Source organism: Candidatus Njordibacter sp. Uisw_039, from assembly GCF_047730075.1.
In the GTDB taxonomy this organism is placed as follows: Bacteria; Pseudomonadota; Gammaproteobacteria; order Pseudomonadales; family Balneatricaceae; genus Njordibacter.
This window is the reverse complement of the sequence record NZ_CP159831.1, coordinates 2762147-2787725: the sequence shown is the minus strand read 5'-3', so window position 1 is coordinate 2787725 and position 25579 is coordinate 2762147. Positions and strand designations below refer to the sequence as shown.

20 protein-coding genes are annotated in these 25579 nt (G+C 45.6%); 13 read left to right on the top strand and 7 right to left on the bottom strand.

Going from position 1 to position 25579, the window contains the following annotated elements; genetic code table 11:
• Nucleotides 1-35 precede the first annotated feature (35 nt).
• Entirely contained in the window at nucleotides 36-1355 is a 1320-nt protein-coding gene (locus ABXT70_RS13340; protein ID WP_443640951.1) for an NAD(P)/FAD-dependent oxidoreductase, read from the bottom strand.
• Nucleotides 1356-1389: 34 nt separating this feature from the next.
• Here ABXT70_RS13340 and pip point away from each other — a divergent pair, with 34 nt between their 5' ends.
• Together pip and ABXT70_RS13330 are read left to right on the top strand one after the other, a co-directional pair.
• Nucleotides 1390-2352, top strand: a complete 963-nt coding sequence (gene pip, locus ABXT70_RS13335) for a prolyl aminopeptidase (protein WP_443640950.1) — start codon at nucleotides 1390-1392, stop codon at nucleotides 2350-2352.
• Nucleotides 2353-2447: 95 nt separating this feature from the next.
• On the top strand, nucleotides 2448-3761 hold the full coding sequence (locus ABXT70_RS13330; protein WP_443640949.1) for a DASH family cryptochrome: 1314 nt from the start codon (nucleotides 2448-2450) through the stop codon (nucleotides 3759-3761).
• A 173-nt stretch (nucleotides 3762-3934) separates the two neighbouring features.
• Here the strand turns inward: ABXT70_RS13330 and ABXT70_RS13325 are convergent, their stop codons facing one another.
• A complete protein-coding gene (locus tag ABXT70_RS13325) occupies nucleotides 3935-4366 on the bottom strand; it encodes a DUF4864 domain-containing protein (protein ID WP_443640948.1) in 432 nt (143 codons plus the stop codon).
• Between the two features lie 689 nt (nucleotides 4367-5055).
• Here ABXT70_RS13325 and ABXT70_RS13320 point away from each other — a divergent pair.
• Both ABXT70_RS13320 and dtd read left to right on the top strand, forming a co-directional pair.
• Nucleotides 5056-5928 carry an urea carboxylase-associated family protein gene (locus tag ABXT70_RS13320; protein ID WP_443640947.1) on the top strand — a complete coding sequence of 291 codons (873 nt, stop codon included), beginning with the start codon at nucleotides 5056-5058 and terminating at the stop codon, nucleotides 5926-5928.
• On the top strand, nucleotides 5925-6359 hold the full coding sequence (dtd, locus tag ABXT70_RS13315) for a D-aminoacyl-tRNA deacylase (RefSeq protein ID WP_443640946.1): 435 nt from the start codon (nucleotides 5925-5927) through the stop codon (nucleotides 6357-6359). The genes ABXT70_RS13320 and dtd overlap by 4 nt, the downstream gene beginning before the upstream one ends.
• Nucleotides 6360-6399: 40 nt before the next feature.
• On the opposite strand, the gene ABXT70_RS13310 is transcribed toward dtd, so the two are convergent.
• Together ABXT70_RS13310 and uvrD are read right to left on the bottom strand one after the other, a co-directional pair.
• Nucleotides 6400-7893 carry a protein adenylyltransferase SelO gene (locus tag ABXT70_RS13310; RefSeq protein WP_443640945.1) on the bottom strand — a complete coding sequence of 498 codons (1494 nt, stop codon included), beginning with the start codon at nucleotides 7891-7893 and terminating at the stop codon, nucleotides 6400-6402.
• Nucleotides 7894-7902: 9 nt separating this feature from the next.
• Nucleotides 7903-10128 carry a DNA helicase II gene (gene uvrD / locus ABXT70_RS13305; RefSeq protein ID WP_443642523.1) on the bottom strand — a complete coding sequence of 742 codons (2226 nt, stop codon included), beginning with the start codon at nucleotides 10126-10128 and terminating at the stop codon, nucleotides 7903-7905.
• 267 nt (nucleotides 10129-10395) lie between these two features.
• Between uvrD and ABXT70_RS13300 the strand changes: the two genes are divergently transcribed.
• From ABXT70_RS13300 to ABXT70_RS13265, 8 genes are all read left to right on the top strand, one after another.
• Nucleotides 10396-11496, top strand: coding sequence for a TRAP transporter substrate-binding protein (locus ABXT70_RS13300; RefSeq protein WP_443640944.1), 1101 nt, complete (start codon nucleotides 10396-10398; stop codon nucleotides 11494-11496).
• Nucleotides 11497-11589: 93 nt separating this feature from the next.
• Nucleotides 11590-12603: a TRAP transporter small permease subunit gene (locus ABXT70_RS13295; RefSeq protein WP_443640943.1), complete on the top strand. Its 1014-nt coding sequence runs from the start codon at nucleotides 11590-11592 to the stop codon at nucleotides 12601-12603.
• 11 nt (nucleotides 12604-12614) lie between these two features.
• Nucleotides 12615-15275, top strand: coding sequence for a TRAP transporter large permease subunit (locus ABXT70_RS13290; protein ID WP_443640942.1), 2661 nt, complete (start codon nucleotides 12615-12617; stop codon nucleotides 15273-15275).
• Nucleotides 15276-15347: 72 nt separating this feature from the next.
• A complete protein-coding gene (locus ABXT70_RS13285; protein ID WP_443640941.1) occupies nucleotides 15348-16217 on the top strand; it encodes an SIS domain-containing protein in 870 nt (289 codons plus the stop codon).
• Nucleotides 16218-16531: 314 nt separating this feature from the next.
• Nucleotides 16532-16903 carry a hypothetical protein gene (locus ABXT70_RS13280; protein ID WP_443640940.1) on the top strand — a complete coding sequence of 124 codons (372 nt, stop codon included), beginning with the start codon at nucleotides 16532-16534 and terminating at the stop codon, nucleotides 16901-16903.
• A gap of 224 nt (nucleotides 16904-17127) precedes the next feature.
• Nucleotides 17128-17898 carry a methyltransferase domain-containing protein gene (locus ABXT70_RS13275; protein WP_443640939.1) on the top strand — a complete coding sequence of 257 codons (771 nt, stop codon included), beginning with the start codon at nucleotides 17128-17130 and terminating at the stop codon, nucleotides 17896-17898.
• A gap of 148 nt (nucleotides 17899-18046) precedes the next feature.
• Nucleotides 18047-18625, top strand: a complete 579-nt coding sequence (locus ABXT70_RS13270; protein WP_443640938.1) for a hypothetical protein — start codon at nucleotides 18047-18049, stop codon at nucleotides 18623-18625.
• 47 nt (nucleotides 18626-18672) lie between these two features.
• The gene (locus ABXT70_RS13265; protein WP_443640937.1) at nucleotides 18673-19422 is read left to right on the top strand and encodes a dienelactone hydrolase family protein; all 750 of its coding nucleotides are present in this window, start codon (nucleotides 18673-18675) and stop codon (nucleotides 19420-19422) included.
• A 120-nt stretch (nucleotides 19423-19542) separates the two neighbouring features.
• On the opposite strand, the gene ABXT70_RS13260 is transcribed toward ABXT70_RS13265, so the two are convergent.
• The gene (locus ABXT70_RS13260; protein WP_443640936.1) at nucleotides 19543-19872 is read right to left on the bottom strand and encodes a hypothetical protein; all 330 of its coding nucleotides are present in this window, start codon (nucleotides 19870-19872) and stop codon (nucleotides 19543-19545) included.
• Between the two features lie 167 nt (nucleotides 19873-20039).
• Between ABXT70_RS13260 and ABXT70_RS13255 the strand changes: the two genes are divergently transcribed.
• Nucleotides 20040-20990 carry an SDR family NAD(P)-dependent oxidoreductase gene (locus tag ABXT70_RS13255; RefSeq protein ID WP_443640935.1) on the top strand — a complete coding sequence of 317 codons (951 nt, stop codon included), beginning with the start codon at nucleotides 20040-20042 and terminating at the stop codon, nucleotides 20988-20990.
• Nucleotides 20991-21062: 72 nt separating this feature from the next.
• Here the strand turns inward: ABXT70_RS13255 and ABXT70_RS13250 are convergent, their stop codons facing one another.
• Both ABXT70_RS13250 and ABXT70_RS13245 read right to left on the bottom strand, forming a co-directional pair.
• Complete coding sequence (locus ABXT70_RS13250) at nucleotides 21063-24173, bottom strand: error-prone DNA polymerase (protein WP_443640934.1); 3111 nt, start codon at nucleotides 24171-24173, stop codon at nucleotides 21063-21065.
• A complete protein-coding gene (locus tag ABXT70_RS13245; protein ID WP_443640933.1) occupies nucleotides 24170-25576 on the bottom strand; it encodes a Y-family DNA polymerase in 1407 nt (468 codons plus the stop codon). Before ABXT70_RS13245 ends, ABXT70_RS13250 begins: the two co-directional genes overlap by 4 nt.
• Nucleotides 25577-25579: the final 3 nt, after the last annotated feature.

Below are 25579 nucleotides of genomic sequence, written 5' to 3'. Positions count from 1 at the left end.
AAAACCTATAAGCACATGGCCAATGCAAATTTAAGCTATTCGTTTTTCTGCCTAAGTTTACTAAGAGCCTTAGCACGTTGCTTATTGTCCCACCAATCTCTAGTTCGATACCAAGTACTAACAGCGGGCATGTACCACGGGTTACCTTGATGATAAATACGGCTTTGTAAGGGTGTTTGTTCAAACACTGAGTGTTGCTGATCTGGGTAGAGCATTTTAAGAGCAGCTTTGTGGCCTAAGTAAGGCGCCATGGCAACACCATTACCACAGTAACCCATGGCGTGATAAATACCATTATGGCAGCCTATATTAGGTAATTTACTAAAGCTGAAGCCGGTAAACCCTGTCCAACAATGGCTAATTTCTGTGTTCTTTAGACTGGGGAATATTTCTGTTAATTTAGTCGTCAGAGTGGGTAATGCCTGTTGTGGAGTGATGGCGTGCAAGGCCGCACGGGAGCCGAGCATTATGCGTTTGCCGCATGGAGTAGGTCGATAGTAACAGAAGCGCTGGCGGGTTTCGACCATGCAGTGGCCACCGGGCAGTAATGCCTTCACCACTTCTTTCCCTAGCTCTTGGGTGACAATAATGAAGCTAGGAACTGGCAGGATACGTTTGGCAAGAAACATAGAAACGCTAGATTGTGTGTAGCCATTAGTTGCCATAAGCACCTGTTGGCTATGTATATTATCGCCCTTGGTGCTAATGCAAAAGCCGTCTGATTTAGCTTTAACTGCACGCACAGGTTGCTCACCAAATACCTGTACCCCGGCTTGTAATGCCAGTTGCAATAAGCCGTCGTGTAATTTTCTAGGTTGCACCGAAGCATGGCTTTCATACAATAAGCCACCAAAATACAATTCTGTATCAATGTGCTGAGCCATTTCATCTGGCGGCACCATCCGTGCAGCAAACGCTTCTATGTTTTGTAAGCCAGTATTGGCGCTGGCCATGGCCGTGAAATCTTGTGGTGTCCATGCTGTTCGTAAACGACCACATGCTTGCAAACTACAATCGATGTTATGATCAAGAATAAGGCTTTTGGTAAAAGCTAGGGAGGCATTAGCTTCACAATGTAATTGAGCGGCAATGTCTGGGCCATAGTGTTTCTTTGCATCAGCCACAGACACTTTATGGCCAGACCCCAACATGCCACCATTGCGGGTACTTGCACCAAACCCTATGGCTTCGCTGTCGAGTACAACTACCTGACGACCTGCTTGGGCTAGGGTTAGGGCTGCACTTAAACCAGTAAAGCCCGCACCTACAACAACACAATCAGCTTTGGCTGGTGGCGCTTCAGTGTTACGATATTGGGGCTGATCTTGCCACCAATAAGGTGTAAATTGGGTCATTATTGCTAACCATATTTTTCATTGAGTTGACACCATGCAACAACTGTATCCAGAACTCAAACCCTATCGAGAATTCTTTCTGTCAGTAACTCACGGCCACAGCCTTTATGTAGCACTGTGTGGCAACCCTCAGGGTATCCCGGTAGTGGTTATGCATGGTGGGCCGGGTGGTGGGTGTGGGCCTTCTTCGCGGCGATTTTTTGATCCAAATGATTACCATATTATTTTAATGGATCAGCGGGGTGCTGGACGCTCCTTGCCCCATGCCAGTTTGGAGGCTAATACCACACAGCATTTGATTAGTGATTTTGAGGCGTTGCGCCGTGAGCTAGGAATTTCTAAATGGCTATTATTTGGCGGATCTTGGGGCACTACATTGGCTTTGGCCTATGCGCAGGCGCATCCAGATCAGGTATCAGGGCTTATATTACGAGGTATTTTTTTAGGCCGACCCAAAGACGTTGACTGGCTGTATGAAACTGGTGGAGCTAGCCGTATGTTTGCAGATTATTGGAAAGTATTTCAAAAACCTCTGCTAAACACAGATGCTGAAGCCACAGGACAAATGGTTAACCACTATTATCAGTTGTTATGCGGTGCTGATGAATTGAAACGTTTTGCCGCAGCAAAAGCATGGGCCACGTGGGAAGGCAGCATTGCTACGCTTCACCCTAATCCTCATATGGTAGAAGACTTTGCTGATGCTCATTTTGCTTTAGCATTAGCTCGAATTGAGTGCCACTATTTTGTAAATCAGTGCTTTTTATCATCTAATCAATTGCTAGAAAATATGCATAAAATCAGCCACTTACCAGGTATTATTGTGCATGGTCGTTATGATGTGATTTGCCCTGCAGAGCAGGCTTTTGAAGTTCACGAGCTTTGGGAAGAATGCCAATTGCATATCGTGCGGGATGCTGGCCACGCACAACAAGAGCCAGGTATTGTAGATAACCTCATCAAGGCCACGCGTGAGTTTGCAGTTAAGTACGCTTAGGCCTTGTATATTGGCTTATTGTATTAGCCATTATTAGTGTGGATTTAAGCTCAGTAATAGTTAGTGACACAAAGTTTATTAAAAGGTGAGTATTAATGCCCCATCAGGTTGGCCTCTTTCTGTTTAAAAATGATTTACGCTTGCATGATAATCCAGCCTTAGCACTGGCAGCTGCGGAGGTTGATCAACTGATCTGTATCTACTGTCTTGAGCCCAAACAGCCTCCTTCAAGCTTGCGTGCACCGAGTAATTTATCGCCCCATAGGCAGGAGTTTTTGCAGCAATCGCTGTTAGATTTGCACCACAGCCTTGAGCAGTTGGGCCAGCAACTTATTGTTACTAGTGACCCCGTACTGGATATTATTCCCCAGCTCATCACTCAGCATAATATTAGTCGGATTTATTGCAGTGAACATGCGGGCTATCATGAGCAGCAAACTTGGCAGCGTCTGCTTAAACCTTATCCCTTTATAGTGTTTAAGCGCACACCAAGCCACACCCTATTTGATCAAACGGAATTGCCGTTTCAGCTTAGTGAACTGCCTGATAGCTTTACCAAGTTTCGCAAGCTGGTTGAGCCCCTCAACATCAAAGCCCCATTAGCTGCATTAACCCAGTTACCACCCAGCCCAGTATCTGCCATGTCATGGCCACAGCAAACACCCCCGCCTGCGCATGTACCCTTGTTCGAAGGAGGAGAGCAACATGGCCTTGCCCACTTAGAACGTTACTTCAAGTCTAAGCTAGCCAGCAGCTACAAAGACACTCGCAATGGCCTTGATGGTATGGATTATTCAACCAAATTTTCGCCATGGCTAGCCAATGGCAGTTTATCAGTGCGGCAACTCGTGCATTCACTGCGTAATTATGAACGCAGCGTAGGAGCAAATGATTCAACCTACTGGATTTATTTTGAGCTCTTGTGGCGGGAATATTATCAGTTTTATGCCCATCGGCATGGTAAGCGATTATTTGACTTCAGTGGCATTAAAACCAGCAAACCTGCCACCAGTTTTTACCCTGAAAGATTCCAAAAGTGGTGCCATGGAAATACCCCTTACCCGATTGTGAATGCCTGCATGAAACAGCTCAATAGTAGCGGCTATATGAGTAATCGTGGACGCCAGCTAGTGGCCAGTTGCTTTGTGCATGAACTGGGTCTCAATTGGCGTTACGGTGCTGCTTACATGGAACAGCAGTTGATTGACTACGATGTGGCATCTAACTGGGGCAATTGGCAGTACTTAGCAGGTGTGGGTGCTGACCCACGCGGTCACCGGCGCTTTGACTTGATCAAACAAGGTCAAATATACGATCCCAAAGGTAGCTTTATCAAACATTGGGGTGGAGACCAATATGACGCTGCTCTTGATTCGGTAGACGCGGCTGACTGGCCGATTAGTCGATGACGAGAGGCCAGCGGATTAGTGTTAAGACATTCGAAAATAGGCAGGTGATGTGGCAGGTCTCTGTATACTTCACTAGCATTCCCGCTTGACCAATTATTTAGACCCTCATTAAACTCAAATGGTGTTACGTTTGGGGTTAATGAGCTATGCAGCCAGCGCGCGGTGATGTCGTGTCAGACACTGATATCAGCAACATCCAGCAATTGCACACCTGAGATTTTCCATCCGCTTGGTGTTTGCGTTACAAAATATCTCAAATAGTGGGCGGTCCCAGCAGCGTCAAAGATTTGAACGTCTTGTGTGCGCCCTTGAGGGGTTTCTTTGTGTTCAAGAAATGTCACACCTGCGGGTCTCCATACCATTGGATAACCGCGCCGGACCATCTCGCCAAAATTCTGTGGACTTCCAAACATAGAGCGTATTGAGGGGCTAGCGTAGGTAAACGCCCGACTCATATCGTCTTCTAGAAACGCTTGGAATTGACCGTTGATCGTGGCCTGTACATCTTCTTTTTCACTAGCGGTAACTGGGAGGCAAAACAAAAGAAGTACAAAAATACTTGCAAGATAGCGCGTGGGATGAACAATATATTTCTTTAAATTCATTTGTTTTATCTCTATATAATTGTAGTAACAGACTCAATTGACTGCTAAATCTATGATATTTGGCAAAATCATTAAGCAGTGTTTCAGGTCTATGCTGACGCCTTTTTTCCTTGCAGAACTTCCTCCCGTCCGTAATCATAATTATAAGTATTCAACTGTCAGGGTGGGTGTAAATGCTGAAAAGTAATGCAAAGATAATGCTGGTTTCGTGTAAAAAATTACCCATTCTGGACCCAATACATAGGTGGCGGGGGCAGAAGTTGTCTAGATTTAACTGCTGTAGCCTCACGCACATTAATGATCAGTAACACCGCTGACGCTGCGACGAATGCTGCCCGTAGTTCTATACTCATGTATGCTCCACTTAGGTTGATGTACTATTGCCATTATGCACCATAGTATAAGCCTACTTAAATTAGCAGATTACACATAGTAAAAACATATTAGATCAAGTTGCGATGGATTTCCAAAATTGCTTTGTATAACAATGCTTGTTAAAGCCTAAGGTGTTGCAAGTCTGCTTGGCGCATTTCATCTACCATCCTAGCCACCTCTGTATAAAACAGGACAATACTAAGAGTGTATAGTCAGCAAATTCTATACCTACAGCCATTAGCTGATAACCTTCTCAAAGCGACTTGCGAGTTTTCGGTTAAGTACGCGTAGGTATATCAAGGACAAGTCAAGCCATGAAAAACACACATCAATACTCACCACCAGCAGATGCCCAACAACGGTTAGACGTAGCGCCAGTGGTGTGTTATCCCAACGATACCCTGCCTATGTACGATAAGGCTTTTTACACTAACCTACAGCAGGGAATGCAACTTGTAGATAGTGTCATTATTCCAGCCAGAGACGCTCGCAGTTTTGTGGTTCCAAAGGGCCATGTGTTTCGTATCGTGAGTGTAGAAGGCCCCCAAGTAGGTGATTTAAACCTATGGCACAAAGATAACCTTAAAGAACGGTTTTTTAGTGGCAAAACTCGGGCCTTGCACGGCACCCATGTGAGCACTGGCGACAGATTGTGGAGCAATATTCCTTACTTAAGGCCGATGGCAACAGTTGTTGACGACACGTTAGATTGGTACGGTTGGGACCAGTTCGGTGGTAGCGTACATGATGTCATTGGCACCCGGTGTGATCCCTATACTAATGAGGCCCTAGGTCAGGACGAATACCATCAATGTTGCCATTCCAACCTTACGCGAGCCATGTTGGACTATGCCAAACTACCTCTTGATACAACAGAAGCCTTGGTGCATGACGTATTGAACGTGTTTATGTGTACAGGATTTAGCCATGACACCCACCAGTATTTTATGAAAGCTAGCCCTGTAAGGCCTGGGGATCATTTGGCAATGTTTGCAGAAATTGATTTACTTGGTGCGCTCTCAGCGTGCCCAGGTGGTGATTGTAGTAGTGAGCATTCAAGTGATACCTCCAGGTGTTACCCGTTAAAAGTGGAAATATATCAACCAAGGCCAGAGACTTTAGCAGGTTGGTCTAGCCCTAGCATAAACGGCTACAGCCGAAACCATGGAGTAGATCACAACTCATGAAAGCCTTGATGCAGCGAGTCACCCAAGCCAAAGTAGAGGTAGGTGATCAATGTATAGGCCAAATTGGTTACGGCATCATGCTGTTATTGGGTGTTGATAAGGGTGACGACCAAACTAAAGCAGACCAGTTATTGCATAAAGTGCTGCACTACCGTTTTTTTGCTGATGCAGATGGGAAAATGAACAACAACGTGCAGCAAGTGAATGGCAGTATTCTCATTGTAAGCCAGTTTACGCTGGTGGCAGATACCAAAAAAGGGTTAAGGCCTGGTTTCTCTAGCGCCGCTCCCCCAGCCCTTGGCGAACAAATGTATGATTATTTTGTCGCCCAAGCACGGAAAAAAATCACCGTGGCTACAGGGCAATTTGGCGCTGATATGCAGGTAAGCCTAACCAATGACGGGCCTGTGACCTTTATGTTGGAGGTTTAGAGCGGAGCAGTGGCTATGCATGTAACCGTTTTATGTATTGTTAAGTGCCACAGAAAGTATGTTGCACCACTTCTTGTGGCATGGGAGCAAGGGCAAAATTTCTCAGTGTTTGTTGGTAATCACTGGGGGACTGAACAACTTTGAGCAGCGCGTAAAAGGGTTGGTAATCGCCCTTGTCTTCGGCGGCTCTTATTGCCAGCTCAACTTGGTGATTGCGGGCAATAAAGGCTGGATTAGCACGTTTCATTTGTTGATACCGTTGCGTTTGGCCTTGTGGGTCTGTAGCTAAGCGTTGCTGCCATTGTTGCTGCCACACAACGAGCTCGTTGGGGGCAATAAAAGCATCCCCAAGGGGTTGGTGTTTGGCACCTGTTGCTACTTGATCAAGCAAATATCTAAAACACAAAGTGAAATCTAGCTGATGCTCGGCCATGATGGCCAAGAGTTGTTCCGTCAATGCTTGATCGCCACCTTGTGGCTTGCTAATACCAAGCTTGTTACTCATTACTAGTTGATAAGCTGCACCATAATGCTTGACGTAATTGTCCAACGATTGTTGGGCATCCGCCAATGCTTGCTCATCATCTTTGTGCAATAGCGGTAGCAAGGCTTGGGCAAGGCGAGCTAAGTTCCACTGGCCGATACCAGGTTGCTGGTTATAACGGTAGCGGCCTTGTCGATCAATAGAACTAAATACTTTTTCTGGGTCGAACTGATCCATAAAAGCGCAGGGCCCGTAGTCAACCGTGGCACCACAAATAAGCATGTTGTCGGTGTTCATTACGCCGTGAATAAAACCAAAACCTTGCCATTGAGCAATGAGTTTAGCTTGGCGTTCTATGACTGCATTGAGCAATGCTAAGTAAGGCTGTTGGTGCTTAATTAGATGTGAAAAATGGCGTTTAAGGCAATAATCTGCAAGGGTCTTAACGGCTTCTTCATCCCCTTGCATAGCAAAATATTCAAAGGTACCGACACGAATGTGACTTGGAGCGATGCGAGTTAACACGGCTCCAGGTGCCGGACCTTGGCGCATAACACTTTCACCTGTAGCGATCGCTGCAAGACTGCGGGTAGTGGGCACACCTAAACTGGCCATGGCTTCGCTGATGAGGTATTCCCTGATTACGGGCCCTAGAGGTGAGCGACCATCACCACGGCGGGAGTACGGTGTAGGCCCAGATCCTTTGAGCTGTAAGTCAAAACGCTCGCCATTTGGAGCAACTATTTCCCCCAACAAGTGTGCTCTGCCGTCACCTAATTGAGGATTAAACGATCCAAATTGGTGACCTGCATAGGCCTGGGCCATTGGTGCTGAACCCATGGCGGTTTGATTACCTGCCAATACCTGCAAAGCTTCATCGGATGCCAGCCATTGGGGGTCAATGCCTAGTTCTTTGCCAAGGGTTGGGTTATCAATGATAGGCGTTGCGTGAGCTACGGCAACGGGTTGGGTGTAGCTGTAAAAACGTTCTGGCAGGCTGGCAAACGTAGTGTCAAATTCGGGGCTGACGGCTGAAGAGGTGGTGTTCATGATTTATACCTAAAGGTTTTCTAACTTAGCATAGGCTAACACTAGCCATTTACTGCCTTCGTTTTCAAAGTTCACCTGCACTCGTGCTTGTGGGCCAGAACCCTCGGCATTAACTACAACACCCATGCCAAATAAAGGGTGGCGTACGTTCTGCCCTAAGGCAACAACGGGAGTTTCTAAAACTTGGTGGCGGCCCCAACGGTCGTATTGCCTTGTTGGGGTAGGTCTTGCTGTAACGGGGCGGCTGATGCTGGATTTGAGCCGTACCTCGTTCATTAAACCTTCTGGAATTTCACCAATAAAACGAGAAGGGCGGTTAAAGGTGTCTTGGCCGTGTAAGCGGCGACTTTCGGCGTAGGTGATAAACAAGCGCTGCATAGCACGGGTGATTCCCACATAACAAAGACGGCGCTCTTCTTCTAAACGGTCTCCCTCTTCCAGAGACATCTTGTGAGGGAACAAACCTTCTTCTACACCCCCTAAAAACACCATAGGGAACTCAAGGCCCTTGGCAGAGTGCAAAGTCATCAGCTGCACGCTGTCTTCAGATTCATCAGCTTGTTGTTCACCCGCATCAAGTGCGGCTTGGTCAAGCATGGCGGCTAATGGGGTGGTGGCTACTGGGTCTAATTCGGCGTCGGGGTCATCAGACTGTTGTGCGGGGTTCCAAGTGCTGGCAAAACCTTTAGCGGCACTTACTAGTTCCTTAAGGTTATCGATACGTGTTTGAGCCTTTTCACCTTTCTCTTTAAGGTGGTGTTGAATGAGCCCAGATTGCTGGATCACATGGTCCACCATGTCGTGTAATAAGGCTTCACTGGTTTCTTCATCCAGACGGTTGATGAGGTTAACGAAGCTATCAGTAGCGTTATGGGCCCGTGTAGGAAGTACATTGTTGGTGATGATTTGGTTGGTACTATCCCACATGGAGCAGCCTTCAGCGCGCGCGTTCTGGCGGATTTTAGCTACTGTGGCTGCACCCACTCCCCGAGTAGGCACGTTAAATACTCGCTCCATAGCTGCATCATCGTTGCGATTCTTGATGAGGCGCAAATAAGCTAGGGCGTTACGAATTTCTAGGCGATCATAAAAACGCTGGCCACCATAAATGCGATAAGGCATTTGCGCACGAATTAACGCTTCTTCTAACACCCGAGACTGGGCGTTTGAGCGGTATAAAATGGCGCATTCGGCACGTAGTCCACCCTCTTTTTGCCATTGGTCAATTTGATCAACGATAAAGCGTGCTTCGTCCATTTCATTAAATGCTGCATATAAAGCAATCTGTTCGCCGTCACTGCCATCGGTCCACAAGTTCTTGCCAAGGCGGCCGCTATTGTTAGAAATTAAACCATTTGCAGCTTTAAGTATGGTGCCAGTGGAGCGGTAATTTTGTTCTAAGCGCACGGTAATGGCATTGCCAAAATCACGCTCAAAATACTGAATGTTTTCTATTTTCGCACCACGCCATCCGTAGATAGATTGGTCGTCGTCACCTACGGCCATTACTTTAGCGGCAGAGCCAGAAAGTACACGTAACCAAGCATATTGGATGGTGTTGGTGTCTTGAAACTCGTCCACTAACAAGTGTTTAAATCGGCCCTGGTAATGGGCCAATAAAGCGCTATTGTTTAGCCATAGCTCATGACTGCGCAGCAGTAGTTCACCAAAATCGACTAACCCAGCACGCTCGCAAGCTTGGTGGTAGGCGGCGTACACCTTCACTTGAGTGTCGAGTTGAAAGTCGCCATGGGTTTCTATGTGCTGTGGTCGCTTGCCCTCATCTTTACACCCGTTAATGAAATGCTGGAACTGACGCACTGGCCAGCGGCTTTCATCCAACTGCATTTCCTTGCACAAACGTTTAAGGATGCTGAGCTGGTCATCGCTGTCTAGAATTTGAAATTGTTGTTGTAAACCTGCTTCTTGCCAATGTCGGCGCAGTAGTCGATGGGCCAAACCATGGAACGTGCCCACCCATAATTGTTGTGTGTCCAACCCCATCAGGCTTTCAATGCGGGCGCGCATTTCCCGTGCTGCTTTGTTGGTAAACGTCACCGCCATAATGGACCAAGGAGAAATATTTTCCGCTTCGATTAACCATGCAATACGGTGCACCAGTACGCGGGTTTTACCACTGCCGGCGCCAGCTAATATGAGCAAGTTTTCTTCAGGCGCAGCAACGGCCTCGCGTTGTGAGCTGTTGAGTTCATTTAAAAGGCGAGAAACATCCATTATCTTGTCCGTGTGGGCGCTGTGAGTACGCATTTATATATGATCCAAATGAAATTTTTAGATAACAGCTCAACTGATCTGACCACAATACTTTAGTCTAGTTGCTAGCTTTAGACTAAGGGCGTATGTTAATTTCAGTTAAGACATATTTTTGGTTAAATAAGTCATTAAATTATTACCTATTGTAACCACAGATGAGGTAAATATCACCGTTGTGAGTGAGTTACTTTTCTGTTGTCTAGCTTAATAAAAACAACACTGGAGATCATGGAAATGCAAAGACGTGAAATTTTAAAGAAAGGTTTGGTTGGTTTAGGTGGCGCAGCAGCAGCTTCTACCATTGCTGCGCCAGCTATCGCTAAAGAACGAGTAGAAATAGCTATGGTGGCAACTTGGGGTCGAGATTTCCCAGGTTTAGGTACGGGTGCTCAGCGTTTTGCTCAGCGTTTAAATGACATGAGTGACGGTCGTATCCAAGTGACTTACTACGCTGCAAATGAGCGTGTTAAGGCGTTCGACTCATTTGATGAGGTGGCTTCTGGCAACGCTCAGATGTACCACGCTGCTGAATACTATTGGAAAGGCAAGCATCCAGGCTTTGCTTACTTTACCTCAGTTCCTTTTGGCTTAACCTATACCGAGATGAATGCTTGGATTCGCTTTGGTGGTGGTCAAGAACTATGGGACGAGTTGGGTGCAGATTATGGCCTTAAAGGCCTAATGTGTGGCAACACTGGTGTCCAAATGGGTGGCTGGTTCCGTAAGGAAATGAACAGTGTAGACGACTTCAAGGGTTTGAAGATGCGGATGCCAGGTCTTGGTGGCGACGTATTAGCTAAGCTAGGCGGCTCTCCTGTTTCACTACCAGGCGGTCAGATTTATGAAAACCTTATTTCTGGCTCTATTGATGCAACAGAATGGGTTGGACCTTGGAACGACGAAATAATGAAGTTCTACGAAGCAGCTAAGTTCTACTACTACCCAGGCATGCATGAGCCAGGTGCTATGCTGTCTTGTGGCATGAACAAGACCTGGTGGGATGGCTTGAGTAAATCTGATCAAATGATGATTGAAGCGGCCTCCTCTATGGAAAATGACGTGATGATGTCAGAGTACAACGCCAAAAATGGTGCGGCGCTCAAACGTTTAGTGAATGATCAAGGCGTGAAGCTTCGCCAGTTCAATGACGATATTTACGATGGCTTTGCTGAGGCTTCTGAAGAAGTGTTTGCCGAAGTTCAGGAGCATAGTGATTTGGCTAATCGTATTCATCAGAGCTTTGTTACTGCACGAGCTGATATCGGAGCATGGGCAGAGATTTCTGATCAAGCCTATCTAACACAGCGTAACCGTGCGCTAGGTGGTTAGTGGTTGTACCCTAGGTATACCCGTCCATGACGCAGTTATGGACGGGTTTTTCCGTTTTCAGTTCTATTTATCGATACGCTAGTGGTTTTAACCATGCAACACTCGTCTAGCCCTTTGAGCTCATTGAGTTCTTCGAGCGTTTTACTTAAGCAAGATTTACTGCTTCGCAGTCTCGCTTTTACCGTGGTGTATGCCACGGTTATCTTTGTGCTTAATAATTTTTTAAACTTCTGGGCACTTTGGCCAGGAGCATTGAACACCCTAGGGGGTGAATTACCTACTGGCCCTGCTGCAGGTCTTGGATGGCTTCAGGTATTGAGCTATGTGGCGGCGCCTATATTGGCGATGGTGCACGTATTTAGATTACGTACTGAAAGCTATCAAAACCTTTCAATGAGAGTTTCAGATTGGGCGGCCACCAGTATAAAAGCTGCCTTTTGGATGGTTTTATTGGTGGGCATGGCGGACATGTTAGTGTCTTTCTTGCGTATTGAGTTGATGCTAGAACCTATAGTCGGCAGGGACCTCACCAGTGAATTAGGCAAACCAAAGTTTCGGGGTGCTTATGTGCATTTACCTTTGACGTTATTGGCCTGTTTTATTGCCATACGCAGCAAAGGCTTAGGTTTTATATGGCTGCCTTTGTTAGTGGTTGTGGCTGAATTTCTGATTGTAATTACCCGTTTTATATTCTCTTATGAACAAGCCTTTATGGGTGACCTTGTGCGCTTTTGGTACGCCGCACTGTTCTTATTTGCGTCGGCTAATACCTTGCTCGTTGAAGGGCATATTCGGGTCGATGTAGCCTATACTCATTTTAAGGCCCGCACCCAATCTTGGGTCAACATCTTTGGTGTGAGTTTACTTGGGTTACCACTGTGTTTTACCATTCTTACACTAGGAATGTGGGATAGAACTAGCAGTATTAATAGCCCATTACTTAGCGTAGAAGTGTCCCAAAGCGGCTACGGCATGTATGTGAAATACATTATGGTGGGCTTTTTGGCCATATTTGCTTTTTCTATGGTTATTCAATTTTCAAGTTACTTGCTCAAGCACTTTGGTGTGCTACGTGGCGAAACAGCGACAACAACGGCTAAGCCCTAGGACACTCGGTTATGGAACTTTTGTTTTTAGGGATTTTAGTCCTGTTAATGATTACGGCGCTTATTTCTGGTTTTCCTGTGGCATTCTCTTTGCCGGGCTCTTCTATTATTGCCATTGGTCTAGCTGCCTTAGCAGGCTGGATTTTTGCCGATAACCCAAATGCCTACTTCCACGAAGGTGGCCCAGTACAATGGCTTAGTGCAGGTGTGACAAATTTTAGAAGCCTTTATTGGAACGTTGAGCGGGATACTCTGATCGCGATCCCATTATTTATTTTTATGGGCATTATGCTGCAACGGTCTAAAGTTGCAGAAGATTTGTTGGTGACTATGGCCCAGTTGTTTGGGCCAGTACCTGGCGGTTTGGGTATTTCTGTGGTCCTCGTGGGAGCACTTCTGGCCGCCACAACAGGCATTGTCGGCGCAACTGTGATTGCCATGGGCATGATTTCTTTGCCTGCCATGCTGCGTAATAAGTATTCACACTCACTGGCTACGGGCACTATCTGTGCCTCTGGCACCTTAGGTCAGATTATCCCACCGTCAATCGTGCTTATTATTTTAGCTGACCAGCTCAGTAGTGCAGCCGATCAAGCGAGCGCCATGCGCAAGGCTGCATACCGTGAAATTACTGGTGAATTCTCTATGCCCTCAGCGCTGGACATTTCCTCTGCCAGTGCGGGTGATATGTTTATGGGGGCCTTTATCCCCGGCCTTCTATTAGTGGCCTTGTATATATTGTATATCCTCTTCACCGCCATCATTCGTCCTAAAATGGCACCGCCAATAGGATACTCTGGCGCTTATGATCGCCAGTTTCTAGTCAAGGTATTAATGGCATTATTGCCACCTTTGAGTTTGATTTTTGTGGTTCTAGGATCCATCTTAATGGGCGTAGCAACGGTTAATCAGGCTGGAGCCGTCGGAGCGGTGGGGGCTATGTTGATGGCAGGCTATCGTTTACACCATCGTGACGAAAGGCGCTACTGGCCAGCTTTTATAGCTATTTTTTCTGTTATTGCCCTAGGGTTTATCGTTGCCAATTTTGATCTTAATATTAAGAGCATAAATACTGATAAAGATCGCCTAGGTGTGACCCTGGGTTTCGTTGCTTCAGCTACACTGCTTATGGCAATCGCCTGGAGTGGCTGGAGGGTCTTTAAAACAGGCACCACCCTACATGAAGTGATGGGGGAAACGGCTAAAACTACTTCTATGGTATTTATCATTCTTATTGGCGCAGCTATGCTCACCTCGGCATTTCGTGCCTTTGGTGGTGAAGAGCTGGTGAAGGATATGCTCACCAGCCTTCCTGGTGGTTTTTGGATGCAGTTCTTCGTGGTCATGGTGGTGATCTTTATCTTAGGCTTCTTCTTAGACTTTATCGAAATTGCTGTCGTGGTGGTGCCTATTGTGGCGCCCATATTACTGGCAGACCCTAGTGCCAACATTACGGCAGTGTGGTTGGGTGTGATGATTGGCTTGAATATTCAAACCTCGTTCCTTACTCCGCCCTTTGGTTTTGCGCTCTTCTACTTGAGGGGCGTGGCGGACCAACTAGTAAAGACCATTTCCATCTACAAAGGTGTGGTGCCATTTATTGGGCTGCAGCTATTGGCCTTAGTGATTACCGGGTTCTTCCCAAGTTTAGTCAACTACCTGCCTAATCGTACTTACCTCACTTCTGAATCTGCACCACCACCTATGAATCCGCGTATTCAGCCGTGTTTAGAGGAGCAGGTGCTCTCCTTATACGCAAACCAAGAGGTCAGTTTGATAGCCAGTATTGATACCATGGCTGCGGTGGATGCAAGCTATTTGTCTTCTGCTGCAACGAAAATTTTACAAGACAGCCTAGGCAAAGCGCGTCAAACTTTTGTCAAAGTAGAAGGCATCTATCAATCCAAGGCTGAACTAACAGACTTTGAGCAAAGTTATGAGGCCTTGCATTTTCAGGTGCGAGATATTCAGCTTACTGTGCGCCGCAATAAACGTTTGAGTGAAGATGCACGGTTACAGCTGCGTCGCCTCGATGACATTGAACTCAATGCCACTCGTAAGTCTGACTTAGAGCAACGTATAGTTGATCTTCAGCAATTAAATCAGCATTTAGAGGCTAGTATTCCTGCAACATGGGCAATACAAAGACCTATTTTTGAAAAACTGAATAAGGCAGAGAAGAAGTCACGTAATGACTACCGCCGTAACGTCGATGAAGCCTATGAAGGTATTCAAGAATTACGCTTATGGATAACCCAAGCATCCACATTAGCCCAGACAAAAGCTGATGTGGCTGATCTTGCTTCAAGTATTGATCAATTAGATGCCAATGGAGCCATGGCAGCCATCAAACTGCAAGAAAGAAATATGGGCGAGTTCGCTGGTGTAAGTAGCATTAAGTCTAAACTGTCTAAAGCTCGTCGGGCCTTAAAAGGCAGTAAATATGATCCAGAGAAGGCTAAAGGCTACCATAGCCAAGCCATGGAGATGTTAACGGCAGAAATTCTATGGCGCCAGCGTGCTGTAACGGACATGGCTCCTGCTTTAGTGAGTTATGATATGGCCATTAAAGATAGCATTGGTTTGCGCCTGCAGGAACGTATGAGTGTGGATTTAGCCACCACTGTTTCTGCTTGTATGGCTAGCCATAAGGACGTCTCTCTACAATTTTGAGCATTGGCGGTGGATTGAGCCGAAGTGGATGGGGTAGAATGTTAATAATACCTTATTGCTTCGGCCCATTTCATGCCCACTCCTAACCACGATTTATTCAAAACAATCGCTCAGTCCCACTCGCAGTTGCGCAAATCAGAGCGCAAGGTGGCAGACTATGTGCTGGAACATCGAGCAAAAATTGTGCAAATGCGTATTGTTGATTTAGCCGCGGCGGCTTCGGTAAGTGAGCCCACTGTAGTGCGTTTTTGTCGGGCGCTAGACTTTGATGGATTTCAAGATTTTAAGCTTAATTTAGCCCAGTTTGTGGGCACTAATACGTCGTACCAACAATTTCATTTAGATAGCCGCGACTCAGTGGAGCAATTTAAAGAAAAGATTTTTGATTCCACGATGGGTAATCTAATGCGGGTTAAATCTGATTTAGATGCCGCTAACTTAGAAAAAGCCATTGTGGCCTTAGCCCAGTCTAAGCGCGTTGACTGTTATGGTTTTGGGGCTTCTGCACCCATCTGTAGCGATGCACAACATAAGTTTTTCCGCCTCAATATATCGGCTGCAGCCTATTCAGACCCGCACCTACAAACCATGGCTGCGGTTACCTTACAGCCTGGAGATGTGGTGATCGCGATCTCTCAAACGGGCCGCACTAAAGATCTGCTTCACTCTACACAACTTGCTATGGATGCAGGTGCAACAGTCATTGCCTTGTGTCCAAGTGATACGCCCTTAGCTCAACAAGTACAGATTCCTTTGTATATTGACTTGGATGAAGACAAAGAGCTAAACACGCTAATGTCTTCTCGTATCACCCAAATGGTGGTGATAGATGTGCTGGCCGTGGGAGTCACTATGAAGTTAGGTGAAGAAACCATGACCCACTTAAAAACGATTAAGCGTTCTCTTAAGAGTTTGCGCATACCTGTTAAGCGCACTAAATAGTAAATTCACCCCCAGCCAACTCAATCTAGCAAACTATCCTATTACAGAAAACAGACTATCTAGGCCTATTTAAAGGATAGATATTCAATGCATAAACAAAGTACAGTTTATTATCGGCGTCACTAACCAGAATTAGGCCAGTAACACCTGAGTTTTAGATTTCTATTTCCATTCATCTAACCTTGTTTCTGCATTATTTATTTGAAAGTGGGGGCCTAAGGATGACATATGCCCGTTTTATTGTTCGTCCTAAAATAGTCAAATAAAGCTGGCCGTCTTAGGGCCGAGCTATCCGTTTAATCAGGAGAGTAGCAATGAGTTTGTCTTTAATAATACGAATCAGTGCGGGTTATATTGGCCTTTGGGTATTAATGATGGTGTTAACCCCAGCAATGGTAGCTAGTGATCTATTTGGTGTTGAACTAACTGAGACACTCAAAGAGCAAATGCAGTTTACGGCCATAGCTGCTGTTGGTGTAGGTAGTATGCAGTGGATGGTGACCTCATGGGCGCCAGAGTATATGGCTAAGTTTGGTCGCCTAACTGCTGCTTTTTGGGCTGCTTTTGCAATTCTGAATGTATCTCTAATATCCTCTGGCACTATAATAGCCAGTGGGCAAAACTATAGTACATCACTTATTATGGTGGCTTTAGCTGCGTTGTTATGGATAAAGTCTAAAGTCTAAGCGTATAAGTCAAAGTGGTTGGCTGGTGAGGCCTTCTACCTTGGGCAGTCACCACATGGGTTGTAAAAATATGAGGAATTGGTGGCCACAGATTTTAAAACTGTTAAGACGTTATGCCTTTAACTAGTCCAGCAACGTGACTAGTTATGTTGCACTTAGTCTGGTTAACTTAAGTCATCTGAAACTGCTCTGATTATCTGCGTGGCTGATAAAGGATAATACATATGAAATTTGAAGGTAATGCGAGTTTACTGCAGCAAAAAATGGCTGGCAGTAGTGCCGGCGTGGCGCGGCGTCTTGCCGTGATGAATGCCCTTAGCCTGCAAACTGGTGACACCGTGTTAGATGTTGGTTGTGGAGCTGGTCATTTAGTTGAGGATATTGGCCTTGCTGTGGGCTCTGGTGGAAAAGCCTTTGGACTTGATCCAAGCGAAACCCAGTTAGAGTCGGCAAGGGTCCGTTGTGATTTATTGAGCAATGCCACATTCTTATGTGGCATGGCCGATAAGGTTGATTTGCCCAGTGTGTCTTGTGATGCCATTGCCTCAATCCAGACCCTGGACTATATCGAAGATGTCGGTGCTACATTAGCCGAAGTGGCGCGACTATTAAAGCCTAAAGCTCATTTTGTTAATGTTTCTGTACTGTGGGATAACTTCAAATTTCATGGGGCTGATGAGAAGCTTAACGACTTAATCCATGAAACTTTTAAGGCGCATTGTTACCATCAAATGCTGCCAATGGAGCTGTCGGGCAGGATGGCTAAACATGGCATTGGCAACATCCGTACGGAATCATTGGCTTTTGTTATGACACAACGTCATGAAAATTCACCAGCAACCTACGCAGAAATGGTACTCGCTAATTTTGCTATTAGTCAGGGTGTAGAAGAGGAAAAGGTACAGCAATGGCGGTCTCAGTTAGAGCAAGCAGAAGCTGAAGGTAGGTTTGGCTTCACCAGCTTCCCTGTGCTTACTGTGGGTACTAAGCTCTAGAGCACTGGTTGGAATCCATTAAATTGACTTGTGCATGATTGATGCGACTGCTGCGATTGTAAAAATAAGTAAACCATTAGCGCTTTAAGTGTCATTACTATCACTTGAGCGTAGTGTGAAGTTATAGCAAATTTAACTTTTAAACATAATGAAGAAAATACTTTCTGCAGCGTTTCTCCTAGCATTTTTAACACAGGCTTATGCTCACAAGCCTGTGTTAAATGAAAGCTCAACATACCCTGCTGATGCACCGTACGAAATAGAAGAGCCAGAAATATCAAAAGCCATCTATTCAACCCTTACCGGTGATCCACACTACTATCGAATACAATCTGCAATAGACTTTGATTTTTATGCTGGCATTTTGGCTGCTAAGATTGGCGAATGTGCCCTTGAAAGTAAGTTTTCATTTGAAGTTCTAGATTCTGAATTGGATAAAATCTATCTTGCTGATGGTGAAAACTTTGACTGGGTACCTTGGTATGAAGAGTATGGTAAGCAGTGGTACTGGAATGGACCAGAAGTTGGTGAAAAATTTTTATCCAATGAGGTTTTTAAAGCAGGAACCTATTACATTAAAGTATTTAATAAAACAAATACTGGGCAATATGTTATTGCCGTCGGTGACATTGAACAATTCTCGTTTACTGATATTGTTGGTTTAATTTTCTCGATGGGCAAGATAGAGGATGAGTTTTGGGACCCTGATAAATGTAGTAATGGTTAGGCCTTTTTATTGGTCAAGATAACAAGTCAGTTTCAGGAGCAGTTGTTATGGTTAAATATTTTGTATACAGCCTAGCAGTAATTCTAATCTCAACATCAACAGTATTTGCCGCAGGACACTCAAGCGACTTAAAGTATTCGGTTGGTGAAAAAGATTTCAAAGGATATATTTCTAGGCCTGTAGGAAAGTCTTTGGGTAAAGTCTTTATTATTCATGATTGGAATGGGTTAAACGAATACGAGATCAAGCGAGCCGACATGCTGGCAGAATTGGGTTATGAAGCAGTAGCTCTTGATATGTTTGGCGTAGGTGCGAAGCTGGAGGGTTTCGAGGATTATATGCGAGAGAGTGGTGCTCTTTACAAGGACCGAAATGAATTTCAGTCAAGAATTTTAGAAGCGGTAAAAGCTGCGTCTACAAGTTCAGATACTGATGTAGCCGAGTTTCTTATAGGGTATTGTTTTGGTGGAGCCGCAGTTTTGGAAGGCGCCCGTTTGGGCTTAGATTTAGATGGATTTGTTAGCTTTCATGGCGGTTTAGATACACCAGAGGGTCAAGATTACAGTAAAACGACAGCACCCGTTTTGTTACTTCATGGTTCAGCCGACCCAGTTTCTGGAATGGATGCTTTAGCTTCAATTCTTGATCAAATGCAAAAGGCCGAAATATCACACTCCGCAGAGGTTTATGGTGGGGCGCGCCATTCATTCACTATAGAGGGATCAAGAGATTATAATGCGGATGCTGATGAAAAATCTTGGAAAGCTCTTTTAAGGTTTCTTGAAGGAAATTCTTAGAGTTTAGTAAATAAATCTTACGCAATGATTTGAAGTGATCCTATTTTTAGGACCGTTTTGCGGCTTTGCTAGGATGCATCTGGCCTCTATCCGCGCTGCTTCTAGTATAGTTAACTACTCTTATTCCATCTTCGAAGCACCTGTTTCCATACGCACAATTTTACCATTTTCAATCATTTGTACTATGATAATCGACTCACGGGTGCCGTCAGGAAATCGCATTATTGAATGCTCTACTAGAATATCGTCGTTTTCGTAGATACACCGATCCATCAAGCGATCAAATTTACCGCTTTCCATCATAGCTCTAAAATCGTGTTTAAAATCTGACCATAATATTGATGTGCCCGTTTGATGACGGACAAACACACAATCGTCATGAAAAAATTCAGACAATGTGTCAAAATTTCTTGTGTCTCGGGCTTTCTTCATTTCTCGATATATTTTCATGTTAACTCTCTCAATTATTAGGTCGATGACTTTGCTGCACAGCAATAGTTTATTAATTATGAGTTTTTATAGCTAGTACAAAATCAGGAGTGACTTAGTTGAAATAAATATGTTTAACTAGGATCGATACAAATTAGACTGATTAATTTTCATAGGAGCAATATCTTATGCACAAAGTAGCGATTGTCACTGGCGCGTCAAGGGGGTTAGGGCGAGGTATTGCCCTTACGTTGGCAAAAGAAGAAGGTTATATAGTTTACGCCACAGCGCGCAATAAAAAGGCGCTTGAAAGTTTAGCTGCAGAAGTGGCAGCTTCTAATTCTAGTGGTGGTGTTATTCATGCCTGTCCATTAGATCAAAAGGATGATTCTGCAGTGCAGGCCTTTGTTGCACGGGTGGCCGCTGAACAAAAGAGCATTAAGCTTTTAGTCAACAGTGCCTATAGTGGCTTAATCGCTATTGCCCCGCACTTTGGCAAATCGTTTTGGGAGCGCCCGTTGTCTGTCTATGATGAGGCCTTTGATGTTGGTGTGCGCAGCAGCTACGTAATGAGTAAATTTGTAGCCCCGCTCATGATTGAGCAACAACAGGGGCTGATCATTCAAACCTCCAGCACTGGTGCATTCCACTATGCTTTTGATGTTGCTTACGGTGCAGCCCACTCAGCGATGGACCGCCTAACTGCGGATATGGCTCTGGAATTGAAGGATCATAAGGTTAACGCAATCACCCTCCATCCAGTGGGTGGATGCCAGACAGAAGTCGTATCATTCCCGGGTGGAGAAAGTGCGGTTTATGTGGGTAGGGCGGTGGCCGCATTGGTAGAAAAAGCCACTGAAGCAGAGTTAAAGCAAATGAGTGGTCAAGTGGTTATTACTGGAGAATTATCTGAAAGATATAATTTTTCAGATGATAACGACCCTCAAGGAGAGGCTAAGAAAGCAAAAATTGAAGGGGCTAAGGGCCAGCGCTCAATGATGGAGCAGATCCAGTTCCAAAACCAACAGCAGCGAACTCTTGACGTCTATGACACTGATAATGGCTTACCATTTAAGTTCACTGACCTCAACAGTGCTATGTTTGGAGAAATGTTTTCTGGCGCTAAAGACTTCAGTTAGATGAGTTAGTAGGAGCTATGTGGGGGCTAATATAAGAAATTATATAGAGCCTGTGATATGCACTTGCTAAGATTAATGAAAATCCCGAGAGCTGACTTTTAGTTGTTCTAGTAAGTGACTGCAATCGATGAGTTTACCTGCAATTATGTGGGTTACTTGGCTGTCTGGATCGCGCTCTAAAATGCCTTTTACTTTCAATATTTTGGCATTCAAATAAGCCTGTCTTTGGGCGCGTGCGGTGCCTTGCCAGACCACTAGATTGGTATTGCCAGTTTCATCCTCTAGGGTAATAAAAGTCACACCAGAGGCTGTGCCGGGTCTTTGTCGGCCAGTAACTAATCCCGCTGCAGTGACGAGGCTTTGGTGAGGTTTATCGGTCATCTGGCTGGTGCTTAGGCAACCCTGTAGCAGACCTGCATGGCGTAATAAGGCAATGGGATGTTGTTCTAAACTTAGGTGTAGGCTGGCATAGTCTTCTGTTAATGCATCTAAGGCGGCAGGTCCAGGTAATTGATCTGGGTTGGTTTCTCGAACCTCCCGTAGTAATGGTAGATCTTGATGATTATCCAGCAATTGCCAGCGGGCTTGGTAACGGTGGCCACTAAAACAGGTGAGCGCATTAGCACTGGCGAGGGACTCCAGTTGGCCTTTAGCAAGGTGTAATGACTGCACTTGGGGAAGGTCTTTAAATCCTTGTTTGGGCCTGTGTTTTAATAACCGTTGTATATGATCTTGGCGCACCCCCTTCACTTGTCTTAAGCCTAAACGTAATGCTAATTCTGCAGTCTCAGTGGCTTCTAAGCTGTGGTCCCAAACACTGTGATTAATACACACGGGCAACACCTCTACACCGTGGCGGCGGGCGTCTTGCACTAACTGAGATGCACTATAAAAACCCATGGGCTGGCTGTTGAGAATGGCGCAATAAAAGGCTGCAGGATAGTGGTATTTAAGCCAAGCTGAGGCGTAAGTCAAAACGGCAAAACTGGCAGAATGTGATTCGGGGAAACCATATTCACCAAAACCTAATATTTGTCGGTACAAACGCTCTGCAAACTCTGCCTCATAACCCCTTGCCAACATACCGTCTACCAGCTTATGGTGAAATTTATCCATTTCGCCATGACGCTTCCAGTTGGCCATAGCGCGGCGCAAACTATCGGCTTCTCCACCACTAAAGCCAGCTGCCACCATGGCCAGCTTAATGACTTGTTCTTGAAAAATAGGCACACCCAAGGTGCGTTCTAACACCTCTTGCACTTCCTTTGATGGATAATCCACGGTTTCTTTACCGGCTCGGCGGCGCAAAAATGGATGCACCATGTCCCCTTGAATCGGTCCTGGGCGAACAATGGCAATTTGAATTACAAGATCATAAAAACAAGCTGGTTGTAGGCGTGGCAACATGCTCATTTGGGCACGGGATTCTACTTGAAATACCCCTACACTATCGCCCTGTTGGAGCATGGCATACACCTTGGCATCATCATCCATGCGGGTGATATCGGCCAAGCTAAGTTTACGTCCGTGGTGGTGTTGCACCATGTGTAATGCACGCCGTATAGCGCTGAGCATGCCTAAGGCCAAAACGTCTACCTTGAGTAAAGCGAGGCTTTCTAAATCGTTCTTGTCCCACTGAATCACTGTGCGATCAACCATGGCAGCATTCTCTATAGGCACCAGTTCACTTAAGGGCCCTGCACTAATGATAAAACCCCCAACATGTTGTGATAGATGGCGGGGGAACCCTTGCAGGGTTTGCACCAGCTGTAAGAAGCATTGGCCCACATGGCTTTGGCTGTCTAAACCTAGGCTTTGTAATTGCTTATCCCACCCTGTGCTGCGATCTCGGTGGTCTACATTCTTGATAAACAGTTCAAGTTGGGGCAGGTTAATACCCAGGGCTTTGCCTACCTCACGTACAGCGCTTTTAAAACGATAGGTAATTACAGTGGCGGCTAAAGCTGCACGGTGGCGGCCATATTTTTGATAGATATACTGAATGATCTCTTCACGCCTTTGATGCTCAAAATCCACATCAATGTCTGGCGGCTCGGCCCGTTCTTTAGAAATAAAACGCTCGAATAGCACCTGTATTTGGCGAGGGTCTACAGCAGTGATTTCTAAGCAATAACACACTACAGAATTGGCGGAAGAGCCACGGCCTTGATATAAGATTTGCTGGCTTTTAGCGAATTGAACTAGGTCGTACACCGTTAAAAAGAAGTGTGCATAACCTTCTGAGGCAATAAGGCTAAGCTCTTTATCTATGATCAGGGCAATGTCATGGGGTACCCCAGCGGGAAAACGGATGCCTTTACCTTGCTCTACAAGATGGTGCAAATAGCTGTTGGCATCATAACCACTAGGTACCAGCTCGGCAGGGTATTCATAACTGAGTTCTGATAAACAAAAATTACATTGTTGGGCAATGGTTACACTGGCTTGTATCCATTGGAGCGGATACAGTTTGGTAATTTTATCTAACGGCCGCAGGCTATGTTCGCGGTTGGCTTGTAAGGCATAGCCACAGGCATGTACAGGCATACCAACACGAATGGCGGTGAGTGTGTCGTGTAACATTTGTCGATCGGGGCTGTGCATAACTACTTGACCAAGGGCGACTATGGGCAAATCGTAAGCCTTAGCTATGGTTTGACAATGGGCGTGTAGGCTCTGATCTAAGGCGCTTAAACGTCGGTGGCAGCCTATCCATAGGCGTTCTTTATGTTGGCTACTTAATTTTTCTCCTAACTCATTAGTACTGTTGAGGTCGGGGTTCCAGATAAGTAAGCACTCACTTAAGTTATTGAAGTCATCTCCATAAACTTGGTATTTACCTTTTTCACAACGCCGCCTTGCAAGGCTAATGAGCTGGCATAACTGAGCATACCCTTGGCGATTTTTTGCCAACACTACTAAGCTTTCTTGGGCCTCAGATTGATGGGGTTTAAGTAAAAACTCACTACCAATAATGAGTTTAATATTTAAATCATTATCCTTTTTATGCTGATAAGCTCGCACTACTCCTGCTACTGAACATTCGTCCGTGAGGGCAAGGGCTTTATAGCCTAAAGCATCTGCTTGTTGGAGTAATTCTTGTGGGTGGGAAGCAGCCCGTAAAAAGCTAAAATTACTTAAACAATGTAGCTCAGCATAATCGATGACAGGCTCGGTACTCATGAGAAATACCCATGTAAAAACCACTCTTCCCTAGGCGTGCGAAATAACCAGCACACCTGTCCTATGGGGTTGCGAGCAATAAAGTAGTCACGGCAAATACTCACGTTATCCCACCAACCACTTTGAATGCGTTCAGGGCCAGACAAGATACACCAACGGTGATCAGGCTTATGGTTTAAGGCTTGGGGTAGGGTGAATAATAAACTTGGGCGTAGGGCTCTTGTGGCTTGCTGTGATTGGTAATGACTTTGGGGCAGCCCTTGGTAGAAACTTCGTTCGGGGCGATGATCATCCTGCAAATACACTTGTTGTACGGCATGGTCTCCAAGCTTACTTTGTAAGCGACTAATGAGTTGTCCTGCAGTGAGTTTTCCTCCTGGGGGCTCAAATAACTGTGCTGACAAGGGTGCCCATGGCATTTGCCCTTTGGTTTTAAGGCTAACGGCAATAATGGGTGCCTGTAGTTTTAACTGCTCCAGCCTCAGCATGGATAAAGCTAACCAAGATTCTGCACGGTACTCGCCATCGCTACAGCCTATGTGTAATCGTTCAGAGGCATGTTCTTGGTACTCTAGGCCCAAACTAAGTCCTGCAACCCGTAGTTGTCGGGGAGCCAAAAATGCCTCTAGGTCACTTAACAAACGTTTTAATGGAAAACGTAACGCTGTACTGTGTTCAATTTCATAAAGTAATTCTAAACGTTGACGAAAGCGTTCAGGGGGCTGGTATGCAGGCCAGCTAGGTGCGCTGCTGGTCTCTAGTTGTTGTAAAAAAGTGACTAGGGTTTGGCCTAACCGTTGGCCTAGTGCTGATCGAGGTAATGCTTGAGCTTGACCCAGGGTATTAAGACCAAGACGCTCTAATTGTAGGGATAGTTTATGGTCTAGACCTGCGCGATGGATGGGTAATTGGCTGAGCAATCTTGTGGCTTCGTCTTGGTTTGTTAATAAACGATCGTTGCCTGCGCGGGCCAGCACCTGCGCAGCTAAGGGGCTGTGAGCGCTGGCGTAATGATAATGTAAGCCGCGCTCCATAAGAGGTTGCTGCAGCTGTTGCCAGTAAGGGGCAAGGCCCTTATATAACCTTAGCATATCGCTGGTTTGTAACAACAAACCTTGGGGTGGATCAAGGTATAAGGTGGCGCTGGTTTGATACAAGCGCTGGGCAAGTTGAGCTAGAAGTCGCTGCTCTTGTTTGGATTCGTAGGCAATGACTTTAAGTTGAGCGCATAAAAGTGCAGCTTGGGCTAACCCTGTGCCTATTTTTATGCCTAGTTGGCGTGCTTCTGGGTTGGTTTGCACTACCTCGTTTTTATGAACTAAAACGCAGGCTTGGTTATAAGCTTGTTGATGTAAAAGGCTATCTAGTTGAAGGCTAGGAAAGTATAAATAAAGCCACTGCATACA